This is a genomic window from Streptomyces sp. NPDC015127 (assembly GCF_043080095.1).
Taxonomy (GTDB): Bacteria; Actinomycetota; Actinomycetes; order Streptomycetales; family Streptomycetaceae; genus Streptomyces.
In genome coordinates this window covers 12,842-36,801 of the sequence record NZ_JBIBVE010000004.1, presented here as the reverse complement: position 1 = coordinate 36,801, position 23,960 = coordinate 12,842, and the positions used below count along the sequence as shown (strand labels likewise).

General features: G+C 72.6%; 17 protein-coding genes and 1 pseudogene. 15 read left to right on the top strand and 3 right to left on the bottom strand.

The window, feature by feature from the left end; genetic code table 11:
* Nucleotides 1-82: 82 nt before the first annotated feature.
* The 4 genes from lepA (at nucleotide 83) to hemW (ending at nucleotide 7,586) form a co-directional block, all read left to right on the top strand.
* Complete coding sequence (lepA, locus tag ACF08N_RS09130; protein WP_392323956.1) at nucleotides 83-1,948, top strand: translation elongation factor 4; 1,866 nt, start codon at nucleotides 83-85, stop codon at nucleotides 1,946-1,948.
* Between the two features lie 278 nt (nucleotides 1,949-2,226).
* Nucleotides 2,227-4,116, top strand: a complete 1,890-nt coding sequence (locus tag ACF08N_RS09125) for an AMP-dependent synthetase/ligase (RefSeq protein ID WP_392323955.1) — start codon at nucleotides 2,227-2,229, stop codon at nucleotides 4,114-4,116.
* Between the two features lie 206 nt (nucleotides 4,117-4,322).
* Complete coding sequence (locus tag ACF08N_RS09120) at nucleotides 4,323-6,326, top strand: SpoIIE family protein phosphatase (RefSeq protein ID WP_392324319.1); 2,004 nt, start codon at nucleotides 4,323-4,325, stop codon at nucleotides 6,324-6,326.
* 27 nt (nucleotides 6,327-6,353) lie between these two features.
* Complete coding sequence (hemW, locus tag ACF08N_RS09115) at nucleotides 6,354-7,586, top strand: radical SAM family heme chaperone HemW (RefSeq protein ID WP_392323954.1); 1,233 nt, start codon at nucleotides 6,354-6,356, stop codon at nucleotides 7,584-7,586.
* A 299-nt stretch (nucleotides 7,587-7,885) separates the two neighbouring features.
* Here the strand turns inward: hemW and ACF08N_RS09110 are convergent, their stop codons facing one another.
* Nucleotides 7,886-8,695 carry a DUF3097 domain-containing protein gene (locus ACF08N_RS09110; RefSeq protein WP_392323953.1) on the bottom strand — a complete coding sequence of 270 codons (810 nt, stop codon included), beginning with the start codon at nucleotides 8,693-8,695 and terminating at the stop codon, nucleotides 7,886-7,888.
* 26 nt (nucleotides 8,696-8,721) lie between these two features.
* Nucleotides 8,722-9,444: an MBL fold metallo-hydrolase gene (locus ACF08N_RS09105; RefSeq protein WP_392323952.1), complete on the bottom strand. Its 723-nt coding sequence runs from the start codon at nucleotides 9,442-9,444 to the stop codon at nucleotides 8,722-8,724.
* A gap of 162 nt (nucleotides 9,445-9,606) precedes the next feature.
* Here ACF08N_RS09105 and hrcA point away from each other — a divergent pair, with 162 nt between their 5' ends.
* From hrcA to ACF08N_RS09060, 9 genes are all read left to right on the top strand, one after another.
* On the top strand, nucleotides 9,607-10,623 hold the full coding sequence (hrcA, locus tag ACF08N_RS09100; RefSeq protein WP_392323951.1) for a heat-inducible transcriptional repressor HrcA: 1,017 nt from the start codon (nucleotides 9,607-9,609) through the stop codon (nucleotides 10,621-10,623).
* Entirely contained in the window at nucleotides 10,624-11,760 is a 1,137-nt protein-coding gene (gene dnaJ, locus ACF08N_RS09095) for a molecular chaperone DnaJ (RefSeq protein ID WP_392323950.1), read from the top strand.
* Between the two features lie 288 nt (nucleotides 11,761-12,048).
* A complete protein-coding gene (locus tag ACF08N_RS09090; protein WP_392323949.1) occupies nucleotides 12,049-13,122 on the top strand; it encodes a nitronate monooxygenase in 1,074 nt (357 codons plus the stop codon).
* On the top strand, nucleotides 13,119-13,862 hold the full coding sequence (locus ACF08N_RS09085) for a 16S rRNA (uracil(1498)-N(3))-methyltransferase (protein WP_392323948.1): 744 nt from the start codon (nucleotides 13,119-13,121) through the stop codon (nucleotides 13,860-13,862). Before ACF08N_RS09090 ends, ACF08N_RS09085 begins: the two co-directional genes overlap by 4 nt.
* A 143-nt stretch (nucleotides 13,863-14,005) precedes the next feature.
* On the top strand, nucleotides 14,006-14,512 hold the full coding sequence (locus tag ACF08N_RS09080) for a hypothetical protein (protein ID WP_392323947.1): 507 nt from the start codon (nucleotides 14,006-14,008) through the stop codon (nucleotides 14,510-14,512).
* A 45-nt stretch (nucleotides 14,513-14,557) separates the two neighbouring features.
* A complete protein-coding gene (locus tag ACF08N_RS09075) occupies nucleotides 14,558-17,785 on the top strand; it encodes a S41 family peptidase (protein WP_392323946.1) in 3,228 nt (1,075 codons plus the stop codon).
* 361 nt (nucleotides 17,786-18,146) lie between these two features.
* Nucleotides 18,147-18,506, top strand: coding sequence for a histidine triad nucleotide-binding protein (locus ACF08N_RS09070; protein WP_392323945.1), 360 nt, complete (start codon nucleotides 18,147-18,149; stop codon nucleotides 18,504-18,506).
* 9 nt (nucleotides 18,507-18,515) lie between these two features.
* Nucleotides 18,516-19,424: a ribonuclease Z gene (locus ACF08N_RS09065; RefSeq protein ID WP_392323944.1), complete on the top strand. Its 909-nt coding sequence runs from the start codon at nucleotides 18,516-18,518 to the stop codon at nucleotides 19,422-19,424.
* Nucleotides 19,425-19,449: 25 nt separating this feature from the next.
* Complete coding sequence (locus ACF08N_RS09060) at nucleotides 19,450-20,448, top strand: adenosine deaminase (RefSeq protein ID WP_392323943.1); 999 nt, start codon at nucleotides 19,450-19,452, stop codon at nucleotides 20,446-20,448.
* 9 nt (nucleotides 20,449-20,457) lie between these two features.
* Here the strand turns inward: ACF08N_RS09060 and ACF08N_RS09055 are convergent, their stop codons facing one another.
* On the bottom strand, nucleotides 20,458-21,726 hold the full coding sequence (locus ACF08N_RS09055) for a YncE family protein (RefSeq protein ID WP_392323942.1): 1,269 nt from the start codon (nucleotides 21,724-21,726) through the stop codon (nucleotides 20,458-20,460).
* 152 nt (nucleotides 21,727-21,878) lie between these two features.
* Between ACF08N_RS09055 and ACF08N_RS09050 the strand changes: the two genes are divergently transcribed.
* Both ACF08N_RS09050 and ACF08N_RS09045 read left to right on the top strand, forming a co-directional pair.
* Nucleotides 21,879-22,529, top strand: coding sequence for a TetR/AcrR family transcriptional regulator (locus ACF08N_RS09050; protein WP_392323941.1), 651 nt, complete (start codon nucleotides 21,879-21,881; stop codon nucleotides 22,527-22,529).
* Between the two features lie 114 nt (nucleotides 22,530-22,643).
* Nucleotides 22,644-23,915: pseudogene (locus ACF08N_RS09045) on the top strand (glucarate dehydratase family protein); the annotation flags it as partial.
* Nucleotides 23,916-23,960: the final 45 nt, after the last annotated feature.

The window sequence follows — 23,960 nt, the reverse complement described above, 5'->3', positions numbered from 1 at the left end:
GTGGGACCATGGAGCCTACGTATCGATCCGACACGGACCCGAGCTCACCGACCCGGCGTCTGCCAAAGAATCAGGACCCTGCGTGCCCGCGACTCCTACCCACGTGCCCGAGCCGAGCCGTACCGACCCGGCGCTGATCCGCAATTTCTGCATCATCGCGCACATCGACCACGGCAAGTCGACGCTTGCCGACCGGATGCTCCAGCTGACCGGCGTGGTCGAGCAGCGGCAGATGCGTGCTCAGTACCTCGACCGTATGGACATCGAGCGCGAGCGCGGCATCACGATCAAGTCCCAGGCGGTCCGTCTGCCGTGGGCGCCCACCGAGGGCGAGGACCAGGGCAGGACCCACATCCTCAACATGATCGACACGCCTGGGCACGTCGACTTCACCTACGAGGTCTCCCGGTCCCTGGCCGCCTGCGAGGGCACGATCCTCCTGGTCGACGCCGCGCAGGGCATCGAGGCCCAGACCCTCGCCAACCTCTACCTGGCGATGGAGAACGACCTCACCATCGTCCCGGTCCTCAACAAGATCGACCTGCCGGCCGCGCAGCCGGAGAAGTTCGCCGAGGAGCTGGCGAACCTGGTCGGCTGCGACCCGGACGACGTGCTCAGGGTGTCCGCCAAGACCGGTCTCGGTGTCGAGGCGCTGCTCGACCGGGTGGTCCGCGAGGTGCCGGCCCCGGTCGGTGTCGCCGATGCCCCCGCCCGCGCGATGATCTTCGACTCGGTCTACGACTCGTACCGCGGTGTCGTGACGTACGTCCGCGTCATCGACGGCCAGCTCAACAAGCGCGAGCGCATCCGGATGATGTCGACCGGCGCGACGCACGAGCTGCTGGAGATCGGCACCAACTCCCCGGAGATGCTGCCCGCCGACGGCCTCGGCGTCGGCGAGGTGGGTTACCTGATCACCGGTGTGAAGGACGTCCGCCAGTCCAAGGTCGGTGACACCATCACGACCCTGCACAAGGGCGCCACCGAGGCCCTCGGCGGCTACAAGGACCCCAAGCCCATGGTCTTCTCCGGGCTGTATCCGCTGGACGGCTCGGACTACCCCGAGCTGCGTGACGCGCTCGACAAGCTCCAGCTCAACGACGCGGCGCTGGTCTACGAGCCCGAGACCTCCGCGGCCCTCGGCTTCGGCTTCCGTGTCGGCTTCCTCGGCCTGCTGCACCTCGATGTCATCCGGGAGCGGCTGGAGCGCGAGTTCGGTCTCGACCTGATCGCCACCGCTCCGAACGTGGTCTACCGCGTGACCATGGAGGACGGCACCGAGCACACGGTGACGAACCCGAGCGAGTTCCCCGAGGGCAAGATCAGCGAGGTGCACGAGCCGGTCGTGCGGGCCACGATCCTCGCGCCCAGCGAGTTCATCGGCTCGATCATGGAGTTGTGCCAGACCCGCCGCGGCACCCTGCTCGGCATGGACTACCTCTCCGAGGACCGGGTCGAGATCCGATACACCCTGCCCCTGGCCGAGATCGTCTTCGACTTCTTCGACCAGCTGAAGTCCAAGACGCGCGGTTACGCCTCCCTCGACTACGAGCCCACGGGCGAGCAGGCCTCCAGCCTGGTCAAGGTCGACATCCTGCTGCACGGCGACAAGGTCGACGCCTTCTCCGCCATCACCCACAAGGACGCGGCCTACGCCTACGGTGTGCGGCTGGTCGCCAAGCTGCGCGAGCTCATTCCGCGGCAGGCGTTCGAGGTGCCGATCCAGGCGGCCATCGGCTCGCGCGTCATCGCCCGCGAGACCATCCGCGCCATCCGCAAGGACGTTCTCGCCAAGTGCTACGGCGGTGACATCTCCCGTAAGCGGAAGCTGCTGGAGAAGCAGAAGGAAGGCAAGAAGCGCATGAAGATGGTCGGCTCCGTGGAGGTCCCGCAGGAGGCCTTCATCGCGGTGCTGTCCAGCGACGAGGGCGGCAAGAGCAAGAAGTAGTCGCGGCGGCTCTGCCCCGCTCGTACCCGTACCGAAAAGCGCCCGTCCGGCTCAGGACGGGCGCTTTTCGGTCATTCGAAGAGGTGCGAATCGTTACATGTAGGGAGCATCGACCTGTTGCTCCGGAGAGCGGACCTGCGCTCCGTTCGTTATGAAGCGGCAGCCCGCAGGCTCTTACGCGCCGCCCATGTGCCCTCTACTCTGATCACGGCTCGATGGTTACTCGCCAGTTAAACAACCAGCCAGTCGTGCATGTTGCCGCAGGCCCGGAGGACGTCGTGAGCGAAACCCAGACCCAGATCGAGAACCGACCGCCATCGGTGGCGACCCTCTTCACCGAGCGCGTGGCGGCCACGCCGAACGGCGAGGCCTACCGCTACCCGGTGCCCCCTGCCTCGGGAACGGGGCCCGACGACTGGAAGTCCCTGAGCTGGGGCCAGGCCGCCGAGCGGGTCTACGCCATCGCGGCCGGCCTGATCGACCTCGGGGTCAGGCCCGAGGACCGGGTCGCCCTCGCCTCCTCCACCCGGGTCGAGTGGATCCTCGCCGACCTCGGCGTGATGTGTGCGGGCGGCGCCACCACCACGGTGTACCCGTCGACCAACGCCGAGGAGTCGGCGTACATCCTCGCCGACTCCGAGAGCCGGGTGCTCATCGCCGAGGACGCCGCCCAGCTGGCGAAGGCCCGTGAGCGCCGGGCCGAGCTGCCCGAGCTGCGAAACGTCGTCGTCATCGACACCGACGGCGTCGAGCCGGACGCCGGCGATCCGGAGGGCTGGGTCCTCAGCCTCGCCGACCTGGAGACGCGCGGGGCCGCGTACCTGGAGAAGCACCCGGAGGCCGTCAAGGAGCGGGTCGCGGCCATCACCGCCGACCAGCTCGCCACCCTCATCTACACCTCGGGCACCACCGGCCGCCCGAAGGGCGTCCGCCTCCCGCACGACAACTGGTCGTACATGGCCAAGGCCATCGCGGCCACCGGCCTGGTCACCAAGGACGACGTCCAGTACCTCTGGCTGCCGCTCGCGCACGTCTTCGGCAAGGTGCTGACCTCGGGCCAGATCGAGGTCGGGCACGTCACGGCCGTCGACGGCCGCGTCGACAAGATCATCGAGAACCTGCCGGTCGTCCAGCCGACCTACATGGCGGCCGTGCCCCGCATCTTCGAGAAGGTCTACAACGGAGTCGCGGCCAAGGCCCGCGCGGGCGGCGGCGCCAAGTACAAGATCTTCCAGTGGGCCGCCGGGGTCGCCCGCGAGTACGCCAAGGTCTCCCAGGACAACTTCCGCCGCACCGGCACCGCCTCGGTGCCCTTCGGCCTCGGCGCCAAGCACAAGGTCGCCGACGCGCTCGTCTACTCCAAGCTCCGCGAGGCGTTCGGCGGCCGGCTGCGCGCCGCCGTCTCCGGCTCCGCAGCCCTCGCCCCCGACATCGGCTACTTCTTCTCCGGCGCGGGCATCCACATCCTGGAGGGCTACGGCCTCACCGAGTCCAGCGCCGCATCCTTCGTCAACCCCGGCGAGGCGTACCGCACGGGCACGGTCGGCAAGCCGCTGCCCGGTTGCGAGGTGCGCATCGCCGACGACGGCGAGATCCTGCTGCGCGGCCCCGGCATCATGGAGGGCTACCACAAGCTGCCCGAGAAGACCGCCGAAGTCCTGGAGTCCGACGGCTGGTTCCACACCGGCGACATCGGCGAGCTGTCCGCGGACGGCTACCTGCGGATCACCGACCGCAAGAAGGACCTGATCAAGACCTCCGGCGGCAAGTACATCGCACCGGCCGAGGTCGAGGGCCAGTTCAAGGCCGTGTGCCCGTTCGTCTCCAACATCCTGGTGCACGGCGCGGACCGGAACTTCTGCACCGCCCTGATCGCCCTCGACGAGCCCACCATCCTCGGCTGGGCGGCGGAGAACGGGCTGGGCGGCAAGTCCTACGCAGAAGTCGTCGCCTCCCCGCAGGCCGAGCAGCTCATCGAGGGCTACGTGCGGCGGCTCAACGAGGGCCTGCAGCGCTGGCAGACCATCAAGAAGTTCCGCCTGCTCCCGCGCGACCTCGACATCGAGCACGGCGAGCTGACACCCAGCCTCAAGCTGAAGCGCCCGGTCGTCGAGCGGGAGTACAAGGACCTGATCGAGGACATGTACGCCGGGTCACGGGAGTCCTGACCCGGACGACGCGGGGATACGCCGCACGACCGCGACACAGGCGTGCGGCGTGATCCTCGCAACACCGTCCGCGACCAGCGGATACACGAAACGGCTCAACCCAGTTCGGTGACTCCGTGCTTATGGGCGGGCTCGGTCTGTCACCCTGTCGGTGTCAGAGCGGCGCACACAGCACCGACCAGGAGCCGCACGTGGGGTCCATTCCGTTGCAGCGAGACACCGGCAACCGGCCCGCACCCATGTCCGCCGGGTGGTCAGGCCCGGGTGACACCGGGGTGCGCGTCAGCCTGCCCGGAAGCCTTCTGGCGCCCGGCACCGCGCGGCGCCTCGTCCGCGCGGCCGTCGCCGAATGGACCGGATGCGGGCTGCTCGACGCCTGCTCCTGCGCCGACGGCCCGGCCGGCGGCTGCCCGCCCGGCACTCCCTGCCCCGAGCGGCTCGCGGACGACGCCGCGCTCGTCGCCGGGGAGCTCGTCACCAACGCCGTCGTCCACGCGGGCACGGCCGCCGACCTCGTGTGCCGGTACGAACAGCCCGCCCCCGATACGGACGACGCCGCCGACGAGCCCGCCGCCCTGATCATCGAGGTCTCCGACCACCACCCCGACCGGCCGGTCCACAGCCATCCGCACGGCTTCGACCAGTCCGGCACCCCCGACTACGGGCGCGGCCTCCACCTCGTGGCCGCCCTCGCCGAACGCTGGGGCATCACCTACCGCGCCGCGGTCAAGACCGTATGGGCCCGGCTGCCGCTCGACGGCCGCAGCAGCCGGCCGCGGCCGGGCGATGAACCCGTACCGCTGCTCGGTCCCCGGCCCGCCGACGGCGCGGCCGCCGAGGCTCCCGCGCCCGGGCGGGACGACCACGACTGGCTCGCCCGCGGCGGAGCCGCCTCGTTCCTGGCCGAGGCGTCGGATCTGCTCGCCGGCCAGCTCGACGAGAACATGGTCGCCGCCCTCGCCGGACAGCTGCTCGTGCCCCGTCTCGCCGACTGGTGCGCCGTCTGGCTCGACGACGAGACGGGCTGGCACGGCCGGCGCGAGGCGGGCCGCACGGCGGCAGCGCCGCGTCTCGCCGGTGTCTGGCACCGCGACGAGTCCGCCGTGGAGCAGCTGCGGGCGGCCCTCGGCACGGAGGCGCCCAAGCCGCCCGACCCCGGATTCGGCGGCCCCGTCGTCGTCCCGTGGCCGGGCACGCGCCAGGACGGCGACCCGGTCGCGGACGGGGGCGGTGCCGAGGACACCGGGGCGGCGCTCGCGTACCGGCTGGCCGCGGGCGGGCGCGGGCTCGGCGTGCTCGTCGTCGCCCAGCAGGACACCGCCCGGCTGCCCGACGAAGTGACCGCGCTCGTCGAGGACTTCACCCGCCGGGTCGCCCTCGCCATCAGCGCCGCCCGGGAGTACACCCGGCAGGCCACCATCAGCCGCGTCCTCCAGCGCGGGCTGCTGCCCAGCAAGGTCGGCCAGATCCCCGGCGTCGACACCTGCCTGGTGTACGAGCCGAGCGGGGACGGCGTCGCGGGCGGCGACTTCTACGACGTCTTCCCGGCCGGGTCGAGCGGCCGCTGGTGCTTCGTGCTGGGCGACGTCCAGGGCAGCGGCCCCGAGGCCGCCGTCGTCACCGGGCTCGCCCGCCCCTGGCTGCGGCTCCTCGCCCGCGAGGGCTACCAGGTCGGCCAGGTGCTCGACCGGCTCAACGGCCTGCTCCTCGACGACGCCATGGAGGCCGCCGAGGCCGCCGCCCTGCTCGTCACCGGCGGCCACGGCCCCGGCCTGCCGGACGGGCAGCACTCCCGCTTCCTGTCCCTGCTCTACGGCGAGGTCGTGCCCTCCCCGGACGGCCGCGGCGGCGCCCGGTGCACCCTCGCGAGCGCCGGCCACCCCCTGCCCCTGCTGCTGCGCCCCGACGGCACGGTCACCGTCATCGCCGAGCCGCAGGTGCTCCTCGGCGTGGTCGACGACGTCGCGTACCAGAGCAGCACCTTCGACCTCGCCCCCGGCGAGACGCTGCTGTGCGTCACGGACGGGGTGACCGAGCGGCGCTCCGGGCCGCGGATGTTCGACGACGAGGACGGTCTCGCGGCGGTCCTCGCCGGATGCGCGGGGCTGTCGGCGAAGGGCGTGGCGGAACGGATCAGGGCCGCGGTGCACGCGTTCGCGCAGACGCCGCCCGGGGACGATCTCGCGCTGCTGGTCCTCCAGGCGGGATGACGCCGCGGGTGACGGACAATGGGGGGCATGCCTTCCGTACTGCCCGACGGCGAGCCCGTGCCCGACGACGGCTCGCTGCCCGCGTCCGCCCTCGACGGCGCGGGTGACCGGCCGCTCGCCTTCTACCTCCACGTGCCGTACTGCGCGACGCGCTGCGGCTACTGCGACTTCAACACCTACACGGCGACCGAGCTGCGCGGCTCCGGCGGCGTGCTGGCGTCCCGTGACAACTACGCCGACACGCTGGCCGACGAGATCCGCCTGGCCCGCAAGGTCCTCGGCGACGACCCCCGGCCGGTGCGGACGGTGTTCGTCGGTGGCGGCACACCGACCCTGCTCGCCGCAGGGGACCTCGTGCGGATGCTGGACGCGGTACGGGAGGAGTTCGGGCTCGCCGACGACGCGGAGATCACCACGGAGGCGAACCCGGAGTCGGTCGGCCCCGAGTATCTGGAGGCCCTGCGGGCCGGGGGCTTCAACCGGATCTCCTTCGGCATGCAGAGCGCACGACAACACGTGCTGAAGGTGCTCGACCGCACCCACACGCCGGGCCGCCCGGAGGCATGCGTCGCGGAGGCGCGGGCGGCGGGCTTCGACCACGTCAACCTGGACCTGATCTACGGCACGCCGGGCGAGAGCGACGACGACTGGCGGGCATCGCTGGAGGCGGCGGTCGGCGCCGGACCGGACCATGTGTCGGCGTACGCGCTGATCGTCGAGGAGGGCACGCAGCTGGCCCGGCGCATCCGGCGCGGCGAGGTCCCCATGACCGACGACGACGTGCACGCCGACCGCTACCTGATCGCGGAGGACGTGCTGTCGGGCGCGGGCTACGCGTGGTACGAGGTCTCCAACTGGGCCACCTCCGAGGCCGGCCGCTGCCTGCACAATGAGCTGTACTGGCGCGGCGCGGACTGGTGGGGCGCGGGTCCGGGGGCGCACAGCCACGTGGGCGGCGTGCGCTGGTGGAACGTGAAGCACCCCGGCGCGTACGCGGCGGCGCTGGCGGAGGGCCGCTCGCCGGGGGCGGGCCGTGAGGTGCTGACGTCCGAGGACCGCCGGGTGGAGCGGGTCCTGCTGGAGCTGCGGCTGCGGGAGGGCGTGCCTCTGGCGCTGCTGCGGGAGGCGGGCCTCGCCGCCGCGAGCCGGGCCCTCGACGAGGGGCTCCTGCAGCCCGGCCCGTACGCGGAGGGCCGCGCGGCGCTGACGCTGCGGGGGCGGCTGCTGGCGGACGCGGTGGTGCGGGACCTGGTGGACTGAGGGGGCCGCTGCGCGGGGCCGTTTCCCCACCCCGCCCCCTTCCCGTAACCGGGGGCTCCGCCCCCGGACCCTCCCCCTACGGCCTGGCGGCCGTGGGAGGTACCCCCACCTACGCCCTGCGGCCGTGGGAGGTACCCCCACCTACGCCCTGCGGGCGTGGGGGGACCCCCAGCGCCTGAAAGGTCGGCGGGGCTGGATTTTCCAGCCTGTCCGGCGTTTGAGGACACCGCGCGGAGCGCGGTACGGGGTCCGGGGCTTGCCCCGGTTCGGGGAGGGGCGGGGTGGGGAGAACCTCCGGCTCAGGCCCCCGGCTCCGTCACGAAGTCGATCAGTTCCTCCACCCGACCCAGCAGCGCCGGTTCCAGGTCCTTGTAGGAGCGGACCCGCGACAGGATGTGCTGCCAGGCTGCTCCCGTGTTGTCCGGCCAGCCCAGGGCCCGGCACACGCCCGTCTTCCAGTCCTGGCCGTGCGGGATCCTCGGCCACGCCGCGATGCCCAGCGACGACGGCTTCACCGCCTCCCACACGTCGATGTACGGATGGCCCACGACCAGCACGTGCGGGTCCGTCACCGAGGCCGCGATGCGGGACTCCTTGGAACCGGCTACCAGGTGGTCGACCAGAACGCCCAGCCGCGCGTCCGGGCCGGGGGCGAACTCGGCGACGATCGACGGGAGATCGTCGATTCCCTCCAGGTACTCCACGACCACGCCCTCGATGCGCAGGTCGTCCCCCCACACCCGTTCCACCAGCTCTGCGTCGTGGCGGCCCTCCACGTAGATGCGGCCGGCGCGGGCGACCCGGGCGCGTGCGCCGGGGACCGCGAGCGAGCCCGAGGCGGTGCGGGCGGGCCGGGCCGGGGGCGGTGCGGACGGGCGGACCAGCGTGACCACCTTGCCCTCCAGCAGGAAGCCGCGAGGCTCCAGCGGGAAGACCCGGTGCTTGCCGAAGCGGTCCTCCAGCGTCACGGTCCCCGCCTCGCAGCGGATCACCGCACCGCAGAAGCCGGTCGCCACCTCCTCCACCACCAGGTCGGGCTCCGCGGGGACCTCCGGGACCGGTGCCGGCCGCTTCCAGGGCGGGGTCAGGTCAGGGCTGTAACTGCGCATGTCGGATGACGATACGACCGGCCGGTCTACGACACGCCGAAGCGCGCCGCGAGCTCGTCACGCTGCGTCCGCACGAACGCGGCGTCCACCGCCGCGCCGTGGCCCGGCACGTACAGCGCGTCCTCGCCGCCGAGCGAGAGCAGGCGGTCCAGCGCCGCCGGCCAGCGCGAACCGATCGCGTCCGGGCCCGCCTGCGGTTCGCCCGACTCCTCCACCAGGTCGCCGCAGAAGACGACCTCCGGCTCGCCGGGCACGAACAGCGCCAGGTCGTGGCCCGAGTGGCCGGGGCCGACGTTGGCCAGCAGGACCCGGCGGCCGCCCAGGTCGAGCGTGCACTCCCCGCTCACCAGGTGGTGCGGCACCACCAGCAGATCGGCTGCCTCCGCGGCCGAGGCAGCGGGCACCCCGTGCCGTACGGCGTCGGCGCGGATCGCGTCCCGTTCCCTCTTCAGCAGGGCGTCCACGCCGACCGCCCCGTAGATCTCCGCACCCGCGAACGCCGCCGTGCCCAGGACATGATCGAAGTGCGGGTGACTCAGTGCGATGTACGTCACGCGGCGCCCGCCCGCCAGCGCCTGCGCCTGGGACCGGATCTCGGCGCCCTCGCGGATCGTCGCGCCCGTGTCGTACAGCAGGACGTGGTCCTCGCCCAGCACCAGGCCGACGGTCGCGTCCCAGGCCGGCATCCTGCGCCGGCCGACTCCGTCCGCCAGCCGTTCCCACCCGAAGTCTTCCCAAGCGACGTCCATACGGCGACGCTATCCGCAACGACCAGCACAGGTCTCGCGGTAGCGTGGTCGGCCGCCCTTGCTAGGGGCGTACCCCGCCGCCGTACACTGGCCGGGGGAAGCTGGCACTCGGCCGTATCGAGTGCCAGGACACACCAGGACCGGCAGCTGGAGGTGCGCGCGATGCTCAGCGAACGCAGACTCGAAGTCCTGCGCGCCATCGTCCAGGACTACGTCGGCACCGAGGAGCCCGTCGGCTCCAAGGCGCTGACCGAGCGCCACAAGCTCGGCGTCTCCCCGGCCACCGTCCGCAACGACATGGCCGTGCTGGAGGAGGAGGGCTACATCGCCCAGCCCCACACCAGCGCCGGCCGTATCCCCACGGACAAGGGGTACCGGCTGTTCGTCGACAAGCTGGCAGGCGTCAAGCCGCTGTCGTCGCCCGAGCGCCGCGCCATCCAGAACTTCCTGGACGGAGCCGTCGACCTCGACGACGTCGTGGGCCGCACCGTCCGACTGCTCGCACAGCTGACCCGGCAGGTCGCCGTCGTCCAGTACCCCTCGCTGACCCGCTCGACGGTCCGGCACGTGGAGCTGCTGTCGCTCGCGCCCGCCCGGCTGATGCTCGTGCTGATCACGGACACCGGCCGTGTCGAGCAGCGGATGGTCGACTGCCCCGCGCCGTTCGGCGAGACCTCGCTGGCCGACCTGCGGGCCCGGCTCAACAGCCGCGTCGTCGGCCGCCGCTTCGCGGACGTGCCGCAGCTGGTGCAGGACCTGCCGGACTCGTTCGAGGCGGAGGACCGCGGCACGGTCTCCACGGTGCTCGCGACCCTTCTGGAGACACTGGTCGAGGAGACCGAGGAGCGGCTGATGATCGGCGGGACCGCCAATCTCACCCGCTTCGGACACGACTTCCCCTTGACGATCAGGCCGGTGCTGGAGGCGCTGGAGGAGCACGTCGTGCTGCTCAAGCTGCTCGGCGAGGCCAAGGAATCGGGCGTGACCGTGCGGATCGGGCATGAGAATGCCCACGAGGGACTCAACTCCACGTCCGTCGTCTCGGTCGGCTACGGTTCGGGCGGCGAGGCAGTCGCCAAACTCGGCGTGGTCGGACCGACCCGCATGGACTACCCCGGAACGATGGGAGCGGTACGCGCAGTGGCACGTTACGTCGGACAGATCCTGGCGGAGTCGTAAGTGGCCACGGACTACTACGCCGTACTCGGCGTGCGCCGCGACGCATCGCAGGACGAGATCAAGAAGGCCTTCCGCCGCCTCGCGCGCGAACTCCACCCGGATGTGAATCCGGACCCGAAGACGCAGGAGCGCTTCAAGGAGATCAACGCGGCGTACGAGGTGCTCTCGGACCCGCAGAAGAAGCAGGTCTACGACCTCGGCGGCGACCCGCTGTCCCAGGCCGGCGCCGGTGCCGCGGGCGGCTTCGGTGCGGGCGGCTTCGGCAACTTCTCCGACATCATGGACGCCTTCTTCGGCACGGCGTCGCAGCGCGGGCCCCGTTCGCGGACGCGGCGCGGCCAGGATGCGATGATCCGCCTGGAGGTCGAGCTCAGCGAGGCGGCCTTCGGCACGACGAAGGACATCCAGGTCGACACGGCCGTGGTGTGCACGACGTGCTCCGGCGAGGGCGCGGCGCCCGGCACCTCCGCGCAGACCTGTGACATGTGCCGTGGCCGCGGCGAGGTCTCGCAGGTGACGCGGTCCTTCCTGGGCCAGGTCATGACGTCCCGCCCGTGCCCGCAGTGCCAGGGCTTCGGCACCGTCGTGCCGACCCCGTGCCCGGAGTGCGCCGGCGACGGCCGCATCCGTTCGCGCCGCACGCTGACCGTGAAGATCCCCGCCGGTGTCGACAACGGCACGCGTATCCAGCTCGCGGGCGAGGGCGAGGTCGGCCCCGGCGGCGGCCCCGCCGGCGACCTGTACGTCGAGATCCACGAGATCGCCCACCCGGTCTTCCAGCGGCGCGGCGACGACCTGCACTGCACGGTGACAATCCCCATGACGGCGGCGGCGCTGGGCACGAAGTGCCCGCTGGAGACGCTCGACGGCATGGAGGAGGTCGACATCCGGCCCGGTACCCAGTCCGGCCAGTCGATCCCGCTGCACGGGCGCGGCATCACGCACCTGCGAGGCGGCGGCCGGGGCGACCTGATCGTCCACGTCGAGGTGACGACGCCGACGAAGCTCGACCCGGAGCAGGAGCGGCTGCTGCGGGACCTGGCGAAGCTGCGCGGCGAGGAGCGGCCGACGGGTCAGTTCCAGCCGGGGCAGCAGGGGCTGTTCTCGCGCCTGAAGGACGCGTTCAACGGGCGGTAGCCCGTGAGGGCTAGCGGCGGGGGTCCGCTGCGCGGGGCGTGTTCCCCCACCCCGCCCCTTCCCATAACCGGGGGCTCCGCCCCCGAACCCCGTACCGCCTCAAACGCTGGCGGGGCTGCATTGCAGCCCGTCCGGCGTTTGAGGACACCGTGCGAAGCGCGGTACGGGGTCCGGGGCTTGCCCCGGTTTCGGGAAGGGGCGGGTAGGGGAAACGCCCGCCGCAGGCGCAGCGCAACCCCCCGGAACGGGGGATTCGGCCCCGCCGCGGGGACGTGGCACGATGCCTACATGTCCTCCGCGCTGACCGATCTTTGCCGTCATCCGATCGTGCAGGCCCCCATGGCCGGCGGTGCGTCCTGCCCGGAGCTCGCCGCCGCCGTGTCGGACGCGGGCGGGCTCGGATTCCTCGCCGCCGGGTACAAGACGGCGGACGGCATGTACCACGAGATCAAACAGATCCGCGGCCTCACGGCGCGGCCCTTCGGCGTCAACCTGTTCATGCCGCAGCCCGCCACCGCCGACCCGGCGGCCGTCGAGGTCTACCGCCATCAGCTCGCCGGTGAGGCGACCTGGTACGAGACCCCGCTGGGCGACCCCGACGCGGGGCGGGACGACGGCTACGAGGCGAAGCTCGCGATCCTGATCGAGGACCCCGTCCCGGTCGTCTCCTTCACCTTCGGCTGCCCCTCGCGCGACGCGCTCGCCTCACTGTCCGCGGCCGGCACGATCACGGTCGTCACCGTCACCACGCCGGAGGAGGCGCAGGCCGCGCAGCGGGCGGGCGCCGACGCCGTGTGCGTCCAGGGCATCGAGGCGGGCGGGCACCAGGGCACGCACCGCGACGACCCGTCCGCCGACGGCTCCGGGATCGGGCTGCTCTCGTTGATCCCGCTCGTCCGCGAGGCCGTGCGGCTTCCGGTCGTCGCGGCCGGCGGCCTGATGAGGGGCGCGCAGATCGCCGCGGTGCTGGCGGCGGGGGCGAGCGCCGCGCAGCTCGGCACGGCCTTCCTGGTCTGTCCCGAGTCCGGGGCCCACCCGCTGCACAAGCAGGCCATGACCAACCCCCTGTTCGTCCGCACCGCGTTGACCCGCGCCTTCTCAGGGCGGTCGGCGCGCGGGCTGGTGAACCGTTTCATGCACGAGCACGGCCCGTACGCCCCCGCCGCCTACCCCGAGATCCACCACCTGACGAGCGGCCTGCGCAAGGCGGCGGCGAAGGCCGGGGACCCGCAGGGCATGGCGCTGTGGGCCGGGCAGGGTCACCGGCTGGCGCGTGAACTGCCCGCCGGGCGGCTGGTGGAGGTCCTCGCCGCCGAACTGGACTCCGCGCGGGCCGCGTTGGCGCTGGGCGGTGCCCGATGACCGCGCCCGTGTTCGTCGTCGAGTCGCTCGCAGGCATCGCGCCGGGCGCTGTCGTCACCCTGGACGGCCCCGAGGGGCGGCACGCCGTGTCCGTACGGCGGTTGCAGCCGGGTGAGGAGATCACCCTGACGGACGGTCAGGGATGCGGTGCGGCAGGCGCCGTGCTGGCCACCGAGGGCAAGGACCGGCTGACGATCGAGGTGCGCGAGTGCCCGTCCGAACCGGAACCGGTGCCGAGGATCACCGTCGTCCAGGCGCTGCCCAAGGGCGACCGCGGCGAACTCGCCGTGGAGACGATGACGGAGACCGGCGTCGACGCGGTCGTGCCGTGGGCGGCCGCCCGCTGCATCACGCAGTGGAAGGGCGAGCGCGGCGCCAAGTCGCTGGCCAAATGGCGTTCCACGGCGAGGGAGGCGGGCAAGCAGTCCCGCAGGCTGCGTTTCCCGGAGGTCGCGGAGGCGGCGACGACCAAGCAGGTGGCGGCGCTTCTGGCGGCCGCGGACTTCGCGGCCGTGCTCCACGAGGAGGGCGCGGAGCCGCTGGCCACCGCCGAACTCCCTGCGCAGGGCTCGATCGTGCTGGTCGTCGGACCGGAGGGGGGCGTGTCCCCGCAGGAGCTGGAGGCGTTCGCCGAGGCGGGCGCGAAGCCGTACCGCCTGGGCCGCAGCGTTCTGCGCACGTCGACGGCCGGAACGGCGGCGACGGCCCTGCTGTTGGGCCGCACGGGCCGCTGGTCCTGACAGGGCCGGCCGTACGGGCCACTGGTCCCGTGAGCGGGCCGGACGAGGGCCGGCGGCTTCCGGCTCGTGGACCGGCCGTACGGGCGCCACACTGGCCACAACCGTCCTTTTCCCGCGGCGTCACCGGTGGCACCCTGCCACGCATGAAGGTGCTCAGAACCGTGGCCGCCACCGGTGCCTGCGGGATCGCCGTCGCGGGTCTCGCCGCCTGCGAGCCGACGGCCGGCGGGCTCGACTCCGCCGCCGTGGCCGTCACCACCGACCGGACCGCGACCGCCACACTGGAACGGCTGACCTTCGACGTGGCGTGGCTCAGCTGCACCGCCACCGTGAACAGGGGCGCCAGTCCGTCCGGCGCCACCGCGGCACCGGGCAGCGCGGCCGTCGACTGCCAGGGGGAGACCGAATCCGGCCAGAACATCACCATCAAGGGCAAGGTGACCGACGAGCGCGCCGGACGCTGCGTACGCGGTGATCTGACCGCCCGGATCGACAGGAAGGTCGTCTTCCAGGCGACCATGCTCGGCGACTGCTCCGCCGTGCCCCGCACGACCGCGCCCCGCACGACCGCGCCCACCGCGACCGTGCCGCCCCGGCCGGGCCCCACCGTCACCGAGACCGTCACCGTGACCGCCGTTCCGGCCAAGTGATCCAAAGCCTCCCGCGCAGGGCCCCCGCCTGCCTAGGGTGACGGTGTGACGCACCCTGCCTACCTCCGGTTTCCCCATCTGCACGGCGAGTCGATCGCCTTCACCGCCGAGGACGACGTCTGGGTGGCGCCGCTCGACGGCGGCCGCGCGTGGCGCGTCAGCGCCGACGACGTGCCTGTGAACCATCCGAGAATCTCGCCCGACGGCACGCGCATCGCCTGGACCTCGTACCGCGACGGCGCCCCCGAGGTGCATGTCGCACCCCTCGACGGCGGGCCGTCGGACCGCCTGACCCACTGGGGCAGTTACAAGACCTCCGTGCGCGGCTGGACCCCCGACGGCCACGTCCTCGCGCTCACCACCCACGGGCAGGCGTCGCTGCGCCGCACCTGGGCGCAGGCCGTGCCGCTCGACGGCGGCCCCGCCACGACCCTGCCGTACGGCCCCGTCGGCGATGTCGCCTTCGGTCCGCAGACGCTGCTGCTGTCGGCCACGATGGGGCGCGAGGCCGCCGCCTGGAAGCGCTACCGGGGCGGCACCGCGGGCAAGTTGTGGATCGACGCGGACGGTGACGGAGGCTTCGTACGCCTCCACGAGGGCATCGACGGCAACATCGAGTACCCGCTGTGGGTCGGCGGCAGGATCGCGTTCCTGTCCGACCACGAGGGCGTCGGCGCGCTGTACTCCTCGCTGCCCGACGGCTCCGACCTGCGCCGGCACACCCCCCTTGGCTCCGCCGGGGGCAACCCCGGCATCGAGGGCTTCTACGCCCGCCACGCCGCCACCGACGGCACCCGGGTCGCCTACACCTCCGCCGGCGAACTGTGGGTCCTCGACGACCTGGACGGCGCCGAGCCGCGCCGGCTCGACATCAGGCTCGGCGGCCAGCGCACCGACCTGCGGACCCGGCCCGTCGACGCCGACCACCACCTCGGCGACGCCGCCCCCGACCACACCGGCCGCGGCAGCGCCGTCGAGGTCCGCGGCGGGATCCACTGGGTCACCCACCGCGGCGGGCCCGCGCGGGCGCTCGCCGTGGAGCCCGGCGTACGGGCCAGACTGCCGCGGACGTTCCGCGTCGACGGCGAGGAGCACGTCGTCTGGGTGACCGACGCCGAGGGGGACGACGCCCTCGAGTTCGCGCCGGCCACCGGGCCCGCGGCGGGCGCCACGCCCCGCAGGCTCGCCGCCGGCCTGCTCGGCCGCGTCCTGAGCCTTGCCGTCGCCCCCGACGGCAGCCGCGCGGCCGTCGCCTCGCACGACGGCCGGGTGCTCCTCGTGGAGCGCGAGTCCGGTGACGTCCGCGAGGTCGCCCGCAGCGAGCACGGCGACGCCCAGGGGCTCGTCTTCTCACCCGACTCGGGCTGGCTCGCCTGGTCGCACCCGGGCCCCAGCCCGCTGCGCCAGATCAAACTCGCCAACACCGGTGATCTGACGGTCTCCGAGGCGACGCCGCTGCGGTTCAAGGACTTCCAGCCCGCCTTCACCCTCGACGGCAAGCACCTCGCCTTCCTCTCCGAGCGGTCCTTCGACCCCGTCTACGACACCCACGTCTTCGACCTCGCCTTCATCGGCGGCTGCAGGCCGCACCTGATCACGCTCGCGGCGACGACGCCCTCGCCGTTCGGGCCGCAGCGGCACGGTCGGGCCTTCGACGCGGACCGGGACGGTGCCTCCGACTCCGCCGCGGACGAGGGCGCCGCCCCCGTCACCCGTATCGACCTCGACGGGCTCGCCGACCGCATAGTCCCGTTCCCCGTCGAGGCCGCGCGCTATTCGACGCTGCGTGCCGCGAAGGACGGGCTGCTGTGGCTGCGGCACCCGCTGCGCGGAGTCCTCGGCGCGGCCCGGGCCACGCCCGACGACCCGGGACCGAAGACTGCGCTGGAGCGCTACGACCTGACGCAGCAGCACGTCGAGGAACTCTCCGGCGACGCCGACTACTTCCGCGTCAGCGGCGACGGCAAGCGGGTCCTGCTCCACACCGACGACAAGCTCAAGGTCGTCCCGAGCGGCCGGCGGGCCTCCCGCGACGAGGACTCCGACACCAACATCACCGTCGACCTCAGCCGTGTGCGCCGGACCATCGACCCGGCTGCCGAGTGGCGCCAGATGTACGACGAGGCCGGGCGGCTGATGCGCGACCAGTTCTGGCGCGCCGACCTCGGAGGCGTCGACTGGGACGGGGTGCTGGAGCGGTACCGGCCGGTGCTGGCCCGGGTCGCCACCCACGACGACCTGGTCGACCTGCTGTGGGAGGTGCACGGCGAGCTCGGCACGTCGCACGCATACGTCATGCCGTCCGGCGGATACGGCAGCGGTGCGACGCGGCAGGGGCTGCTCGGCGCGGACATCTCCCGTGCGGAGGACGGGTCCTGGCGGATCGACCGCATCCTGCCGTCCGAGACGTCCGACCCGAACGCCCACTCGCCGCTCGCGGCACCGGGCGTCGCGCTGCGCGCGGGCGACGCGATCGTCGCCGTCGACGGGCGGGCCGTCGATCCCGTCCGGGGCCCCGGGCCGCTGCTCGTCGGCTCGGCGGGCAAGCCCGTCGAACTCACCGTGTCGCCGGCGGGCGGCGGCGACCCGCGCCACGCCGTCGTGGTCCCCCTCGACGACGAGGAGCCGCTGAGGTACCACGCGTGGGTGGCGGACCGCCGGGCGTACGTCCACGAGCAGTCGGGCGGACGCCTCGGCTACCTCCACGTCCCGGACATGCAGGCGCCCGGCTGGGCCCAGATCCACCGCGACCTGAGGGTCGAGGTGGCGCGCGAGGGCCTGGTCGTCGACGTACGCGAGAACCGCGGCGGCCACACGTCGCAGCTCGTGGTCGAGAAGCTGGCCCGCCGCATCGTGGGCTGGGACCTGCCGCGCGGGATGCAGCCGTTCAGCTACCCGCTGGACGCTCCGCGGGGACCGGTGGTGGCCGTGGCGAACGAGTTCTCCGGCTCGGACGGCGACATCGTGAACGCGGCGATCAAGGCGCTCGGCATCGGTCCGGTGGTGGGCACGCGGACGTGGGGCGGCGTGGTGGGCATCGACAGCCGCTACTCCCTGGTCGACGGCACGCTGGTCACCCAGCCCAAGTACGCGTTCTGGCTGGAGGGTTACGGCTGGGACGTGGAGAACCGGGGTGTGGACCCGGACGTGGAGGTGGTGACGACGCCTCAGGACCATGCGGCGGGGAGGGATCCGCAACTGGACGAGGCGATCCGGCTCGCGCTGTCGGCACTGGGGGAGACGCCGGCGAAGACGCCGCCGGCGCTGCCGTAAGCGTGGGCGGGGGCGTGGCGAACCAGGGGCTCCGCCCCCGGGGCCCCCGCGCCTCAATCTCCCCCTACGGCCTGGCGGCCGTGGGTGGGGGTACCTCCCACGCCGCCAGGCGTAGGGGGAGTGCCCCCAGCGGGGCTGCATCTGCAGCCCGTCCGGCGATTGAGGACACCGCGCGAAGCGCGGTACGGGGTCTGGGGCGAAGCCCCGGTTTCGGGGAAGGGGCGGGTAGGGGAACGGCCCGCGCAGCGGCCCCCCCTCGGGCGCCGGGCCAGGGCTCCCCGAGGCGCCGCGCGCCCGCGGCCGGGTGGCCGATAGCATGCCGTCAGCAGTGACATCCCACCCGCGAGGAGGCGCCCCGCGCATGGCCGGAGAACCGCAGGCGGACTGCCTGTTCTGCAAGATCGCCGCAGGGGAGGTCCCCGCCACCATCGTGCGCGAGACCGCGACCACCGTCGCCTTCCGGGACATAAACCCGCAGGCGCCCACCCACGTCCTGGTCATCCCCCGGGCGCACTACCGCGACGCCGCCGCCCTCGCCACCGCCGCGCCGGAGCTCGCCGCCGACGTGCTGCGGGAGGCCGGTGAGGTCGCCGCCGACGAGAAGGCCGACGCGACCGGTTACCGCGTCGTGTTCAACACCGGCTCCGGCGCGGGACAGACCGTCTTCCACGCCCACGCGCACGTGCTCGGCGGCCGCGGTCTCGAGTGGCCCCCCGGGTAGGACGACGCAGTGTCCGTACGTGAACTGGTGGTGCTCGGCACCGCCAGCCAGGTCCCGACCCGGCACCGCAACCACAACGGCTATCTGCTGCGCTGGGACGGCGAGGGCATCCTCTTCGACCCGGGCGAGGGCACCCAGCGGCAGATGCTGCGCGCCGGCGTGTCCGCGCACGACATCAACCGGATCTGCGTCACGCACTTCCACGGCGACCACTCGCTGGGCCTGGCCGGGGTGATCCAGCGGATCAACCTCGACCAGGTCCCGCACCCGGTCGTCGCCCACTACCCCGCGAGCGGCCGGCGTTTCTTCGACCGGCTGCGGTACGCGACGGCCTACCGCGAGACCGTGCGGCTGGTGGAGACCCCCGTCGCCGCCGACGGCGTCCTCGCGCAGGCCGGCGCGTACAGCCTGGAGGCGTACCGGCTCTCCCACCCCGTCGAGTCCTACGGTTACCGGCTCGTCGAGCCGGACGGCCGCCGGATACTGCCCGAGCGGCTCGCCGCGCACGGCATCAAGGGCCCGGACGTCGGCCGGCTCCAGCGCGAGGGGGTGCTCGGCGGCGTCACGCTGGACGACGTCAGCGAGGTCCGCCGCGGGCAGCGGTTCGCGTTCGTCATGGACACCCGGCTCTGCGACGGCGTTCACGCCTTGGCCGAGGGCTGCGACATGCTGGTCATCGAGTCCACGTTCCTCGACGAGGACGTGCGGCTGGCCACCGAGCACGGTCATCTGACCGCGGGTCAGGCCGGTCGGGTCGCCCACGAGGCCGGCGTGCGGCACCTCGTCCTCACGCACTTCTCGCAGCGCTACACGGACGCCGCCGACACCTTCGAGCGCCAGGCCCGAGCCGCCGGGTTCGACGGCGAGGTGACCGTTGCCCGGGACCTGTGGCGGATCCCCGTCCCCAAGCGGTCCTGAAGGGCCCTCGGCCTAGAATCGGGTCATGCCCCTCCCCAAAGCCGAACTGCACCTTCACATCGAAGGAACCCTGGAGCCCGAGCTCGCCTTCGCCCTCGCCGCGCGCAACGGCGTCGACCTCCCCTTCGCGGGCACCGCGGAGCTGCGGAGCGCCTACGACTTCAAGGACCTCCAGTCGTTCCTCGACCTGTACTACGGCCTGATGGCCGTGCTGCGCACCGAGGACGACTTCGCCGAGCTGGCGGACGCCTATCTCGCGCGCGCCGCCGCGCAGGGCGTACGGCACGCGGAGATCTTCTTCGACCCGCAGGCGCACACCGCGCGCGGTGTCCCGATCGGCACGGTGATCGAGGGGCTGGGACGGGCGCTGGACGGCGCCCGGGAGCGGCACGGTGTCTCCACGCGCCTCATCATGTGCTTCCTGCGGGACGAATCGGCCGAGTCCGCGCTGGCGACGCTGCGGGAGGCGGAGCCGTATCTGCACCGGATCACGGGGGTCGGTCTGGACTCGGCGGAGGTGGGGCACCCGCCGTCGAAGTTCCGCGAGGTCTACGCGGCAGCGGCCGCCCTCGGGCTGCGCCGGGTCGCGCACGCGGGGGAGGAGGGACCGGCGGCGTACGTCCGCGAGGCGCTGGACGTCCTCGGCGTCGAGCGGATCGACCACGGGCTGCGCTCCATGGAGGACCCGGACCTGGTGGCGAGGCTGGTGCGTGAGCGGGTGCCGCTGACACTGTGCCCGCTGTCGAACGTCCGGCTGCGGGCCGTCGACACGCTCGCGGACCATCCGCTGCCGCGGATGATGGCGGCCGGTCTGATGTGCACGGTCAACTCCGACGACCCCGCCTACTTCGGCGGCTACGCGGGCGACAACTTCCGTGCGGTGCGTGAGGTGTTGCCGCTCGATGACGAGGAACTGCGCGAGCTGGCCCGCAACTCCTTCCTCGCGTCGTTCCTCGACGACGAGGAGGAGCTGCGGGCCCGGTACCTGGCCGAGGTGGACGCCTACGACTTCGGACGCGGCTGACGACACCCCCTAGCGGGTTGCCGCCGGGCCCGTCCAGTCCGCCGGGACACGGGCGACGCGGACCCGCTGGGGGTGGTCGCCGACGGCCACGGTCGCGACCTTCCTGCCGGTCGCGAAGTCGATCGCGGTCACGGCGTCGGCGCCGCTCTCCGAGATGACGCACGACCTGCCGTCGCCGCTCACCGTCGCCCAGTACGGCTTCGAGGCCGTCACCAGCGGGCTCTCCCGGAGCGTGGCGCGGTCGACGATCGTCGCGTAGTCGTCCATCGTCCCGGCGACGCAGAGCTTGTCGCCCCGGGGACTCATCGACATGCCGTGGTGGCGCGAGTCGTTGACCCAGGTGGTGCGGTCCTCACTGGTCGCCGGGTTCTTCGGCAGCTCCTTCACCCGGGTGACCTTGTCGGCGGCGACGTCGTACTCGACGAAGCCGTTGAAGAACGACACCTGGAAGTACAGCCGGGACTCGTCCGGCGTGAACGCGACCGGACGGATCGCGTCGGACAGGTCCCCGCGGCCGAAGGCGTCCAGGCGCTGACGCATGTCGATCACCTTGACCTGCTCGAAGGTCCTCGCGTCGACGACGGTGATCCGGCGGTCGCCCTTCGTCCAGTCCAGCCAGGGTGCGTCGAGCGCGGTGGTGACCTCGCCGATCGACATGTTCCACAGGTACTTGCCGCCGTCGGTGAAGACGTTCTCGTGCGGCTTGTCGCCGGTCGTGAACGAGCCGACCTGTTCACCGGTGGTGATGTCGAGGACGTGCACGGTGTTGGACGTCGACGCGGACACCGCGACGCGGGTGCCGTCGGGGGAGACGGCCATGTGGTCGGCGCGGAAACCGGACACCGGGAAACGCCAGTCGAGCTTCCCGGTGGCGAGGTCGATGGAGACGACGTCGGCGAAGCTCGGCCGGGAGACGACCATGGCCCGGCCGTCCGGCGTCGCGTACATGTCGTCGACGAACTGGTCGTGCCCCTCACCAGGACCCTGCCGGACGCCGAGGAAGAAGGCGAGCTTGACGGGGTTGAGGTAGATCTCCCTCAGCCGCTCCTCCTTGTCCGGGACGACATTCACCCGGCCGATCCTCGCGAAGTCGCCCTCGGCCTCGATGACATCGGCAGTGCCGTCCCAGTTGTTGCCGACGAACATCACCTCGCGCAGCGCGGCGCTGCCCGCCGTGCTCTGTGCGCTCTCCGCGTGGGCCGGGAGGGCGGCGCCGGCCGCGAGGGCCAGGGCGGCGGCGATCGCGCCGGCGGCCCGCCTGGTGCTGGACAGAGACATCGTCGTTCCTTCCGGGCAGGCGGCCGGTCCGACACCGGGCGCAGTCTGAATACGTGCGCGTTCAGATTGGGCTACTGGAAAGTAACGACCCCGGGCACACTCCACAAGACTGTGGACACGACAAAATGGGCCGGGTCGACGAGGGAGGGCCATTGGCGGGCAGGATCAAGGCCGCGAAGGGCCGTTACGGGGGCAGGTCGGCCGAGGAGCGGCAGGCCGAGCGGCGGCAGCGGTTCCTCGAAGCGGGCCTGCGGCTGTTCGGCGACAGCCCCGGGTACCGGGCGACGACGGTCGCGGCACTGAGCGAGGCGGCGGGGCTGTCGACCCGGCAGTTCTACGAGGAGTTCCGCACGCTGGAGGACGTGCTGGCGGCGCTCCATCTCCAGGTCAACGACTGGGCCGAGGAGGCGGCGCTGGCCGCGCTCGCCGAGGCGGAGGACCTGCCGCTCGCGCAGCGGGCGACGGCCGTCTTCCGTGCGTACGCGGCGAACGTGACCGGTGATCCGCGGCGCATCCGCATCACCTTCACCGAGATCGTCGGGGTGAGCCCGGCGATGGAGCGGCAGCGGCTGACCCGGCGCGCCCGCTGGGTGGACTTCATCTGCGCCGAGGCAGCGCGGGCGGTGCAGCGGGGCGAGGCCGAGCCGCGTGACTACCGGATCGCGGCGGCGGCGTTCATCGGCAGCGTCAACGGCCTGCTGCACGACTGGACCGCCGGCTGGGTGGACGCGACCCTCGACGAACTGGTCGACGAGCTGGTGCGGATGCTGCTCGGCATCCTGCGTCCCGTGCCGCCGCTCTGACGCGCCGTTCACTCATCTGGACAGCGGGCCGGGGAAGTGACCCCATTGACCGTCATGGTTCGCGTATCTAATCTCGGTTCTCATACGTGTACGCCATCTCTGTGGGGAGACAGCATGGGCCAGGATCTGACCGTCGCCGAGGTGCGGCTCACGCCGATCCTGGTGGCCGACCCGCCGCTGCTCAACACCCAGGGCGTGCACCAGCCCTACACCCCGCGGCTGATCGTCGAGATCGTCACCGCGGACGGCGTGACCGGGGTCGGGGAGACCTACGGGGACACCAAGTACCTCGATCTGGCCCGGCCGTTGGCCGCGGCCCTGGCCGGCCACCGGGTCTGCGACGTCAACGCGCTGCCCGCCCTCGCCGCACGCGTCTGCGGGGACTCGCCCGAGGCGACCGGCGCGGACGCCGTCGACGCCGGCGGACTGCGCGGCGCCCAGACCGCGGGCAAGCTCCGGCTCTCCGTCGTCTCCGCCTTCGAGGTCGCCTGCCTCGACGCCCTCGGCAAGACGCTCGCACTGCCCGTGCACGCCCTGCTCGGCGGCAAGGTCCGCGACGAAGTCGACTACAGCGCCTACCTCTTCTACCGCTGGGCCGGACACCCGGGCGGTGCCGGCGAGCCCGACGACTGGGGCGCCGCCCTCGATCCGGCCGGCATCGTCGCCCAGGCGCGCCGCTTCGTGCGCGACCACGGCTTCACGTCCTTCAAGCTCAAGGGCGGCGTCTTCCCGCCCGAGCAGGAGGTCGCCGCGATCCGGGCCCTCGCCGACGCCTTCCCCGGCCGGCCGCTGCGGCTCGACCCCAACGGCGCCTGGTCCGTGGCGACGTCCCTGAAGGTCGCCCGAGAGCTCGACGGCGTCCTGGAGTACCTGGAGGACCCCACCGGCTCGACGGCGCGCATGGCCGAGGTCGCCGCGGGCACGGACCTGCCGCTCGCCACCAACATGTGCGTCACCCGCTTCGCCGAGATCCCCGAGGCCGTCCTCCGGGGCGCGGTGCAGGTCGTCCTCTCCGACCACCACTACTGGGGCGGACTGCTCGCCACCCGTGAACTGGCCGCCGTCTGCCGCACCTTCGGCATCGGCCTGTCCATGCACTCCAACACCCACCTGGGCATCAGCCTCGCCGCGATGACCCACGTCGCGGCCGTCGTCCCCAACCTGGACCACGCCTGCGACAGCCACTACCCCTGGCAGACGGAGGACGTGATCACCGAGCGCCTCGCCTTCCGGGACGGCCGCCTCGCGGTGAGCGACCTGCCCGGCCTCGGTGTGGAGCTGGACCGCGACCGTCTCGCCCGCCTGCACCGGCGGTGGCTGGACGACGACGGCTCGATGCGCGACCGCGACGACGCCGCCGCCATGCGGACCGCCGAGCCGGACTGGTCAAGGCAGACTTGCCTGATACCCGCACCACGTACTCGGAGCGCG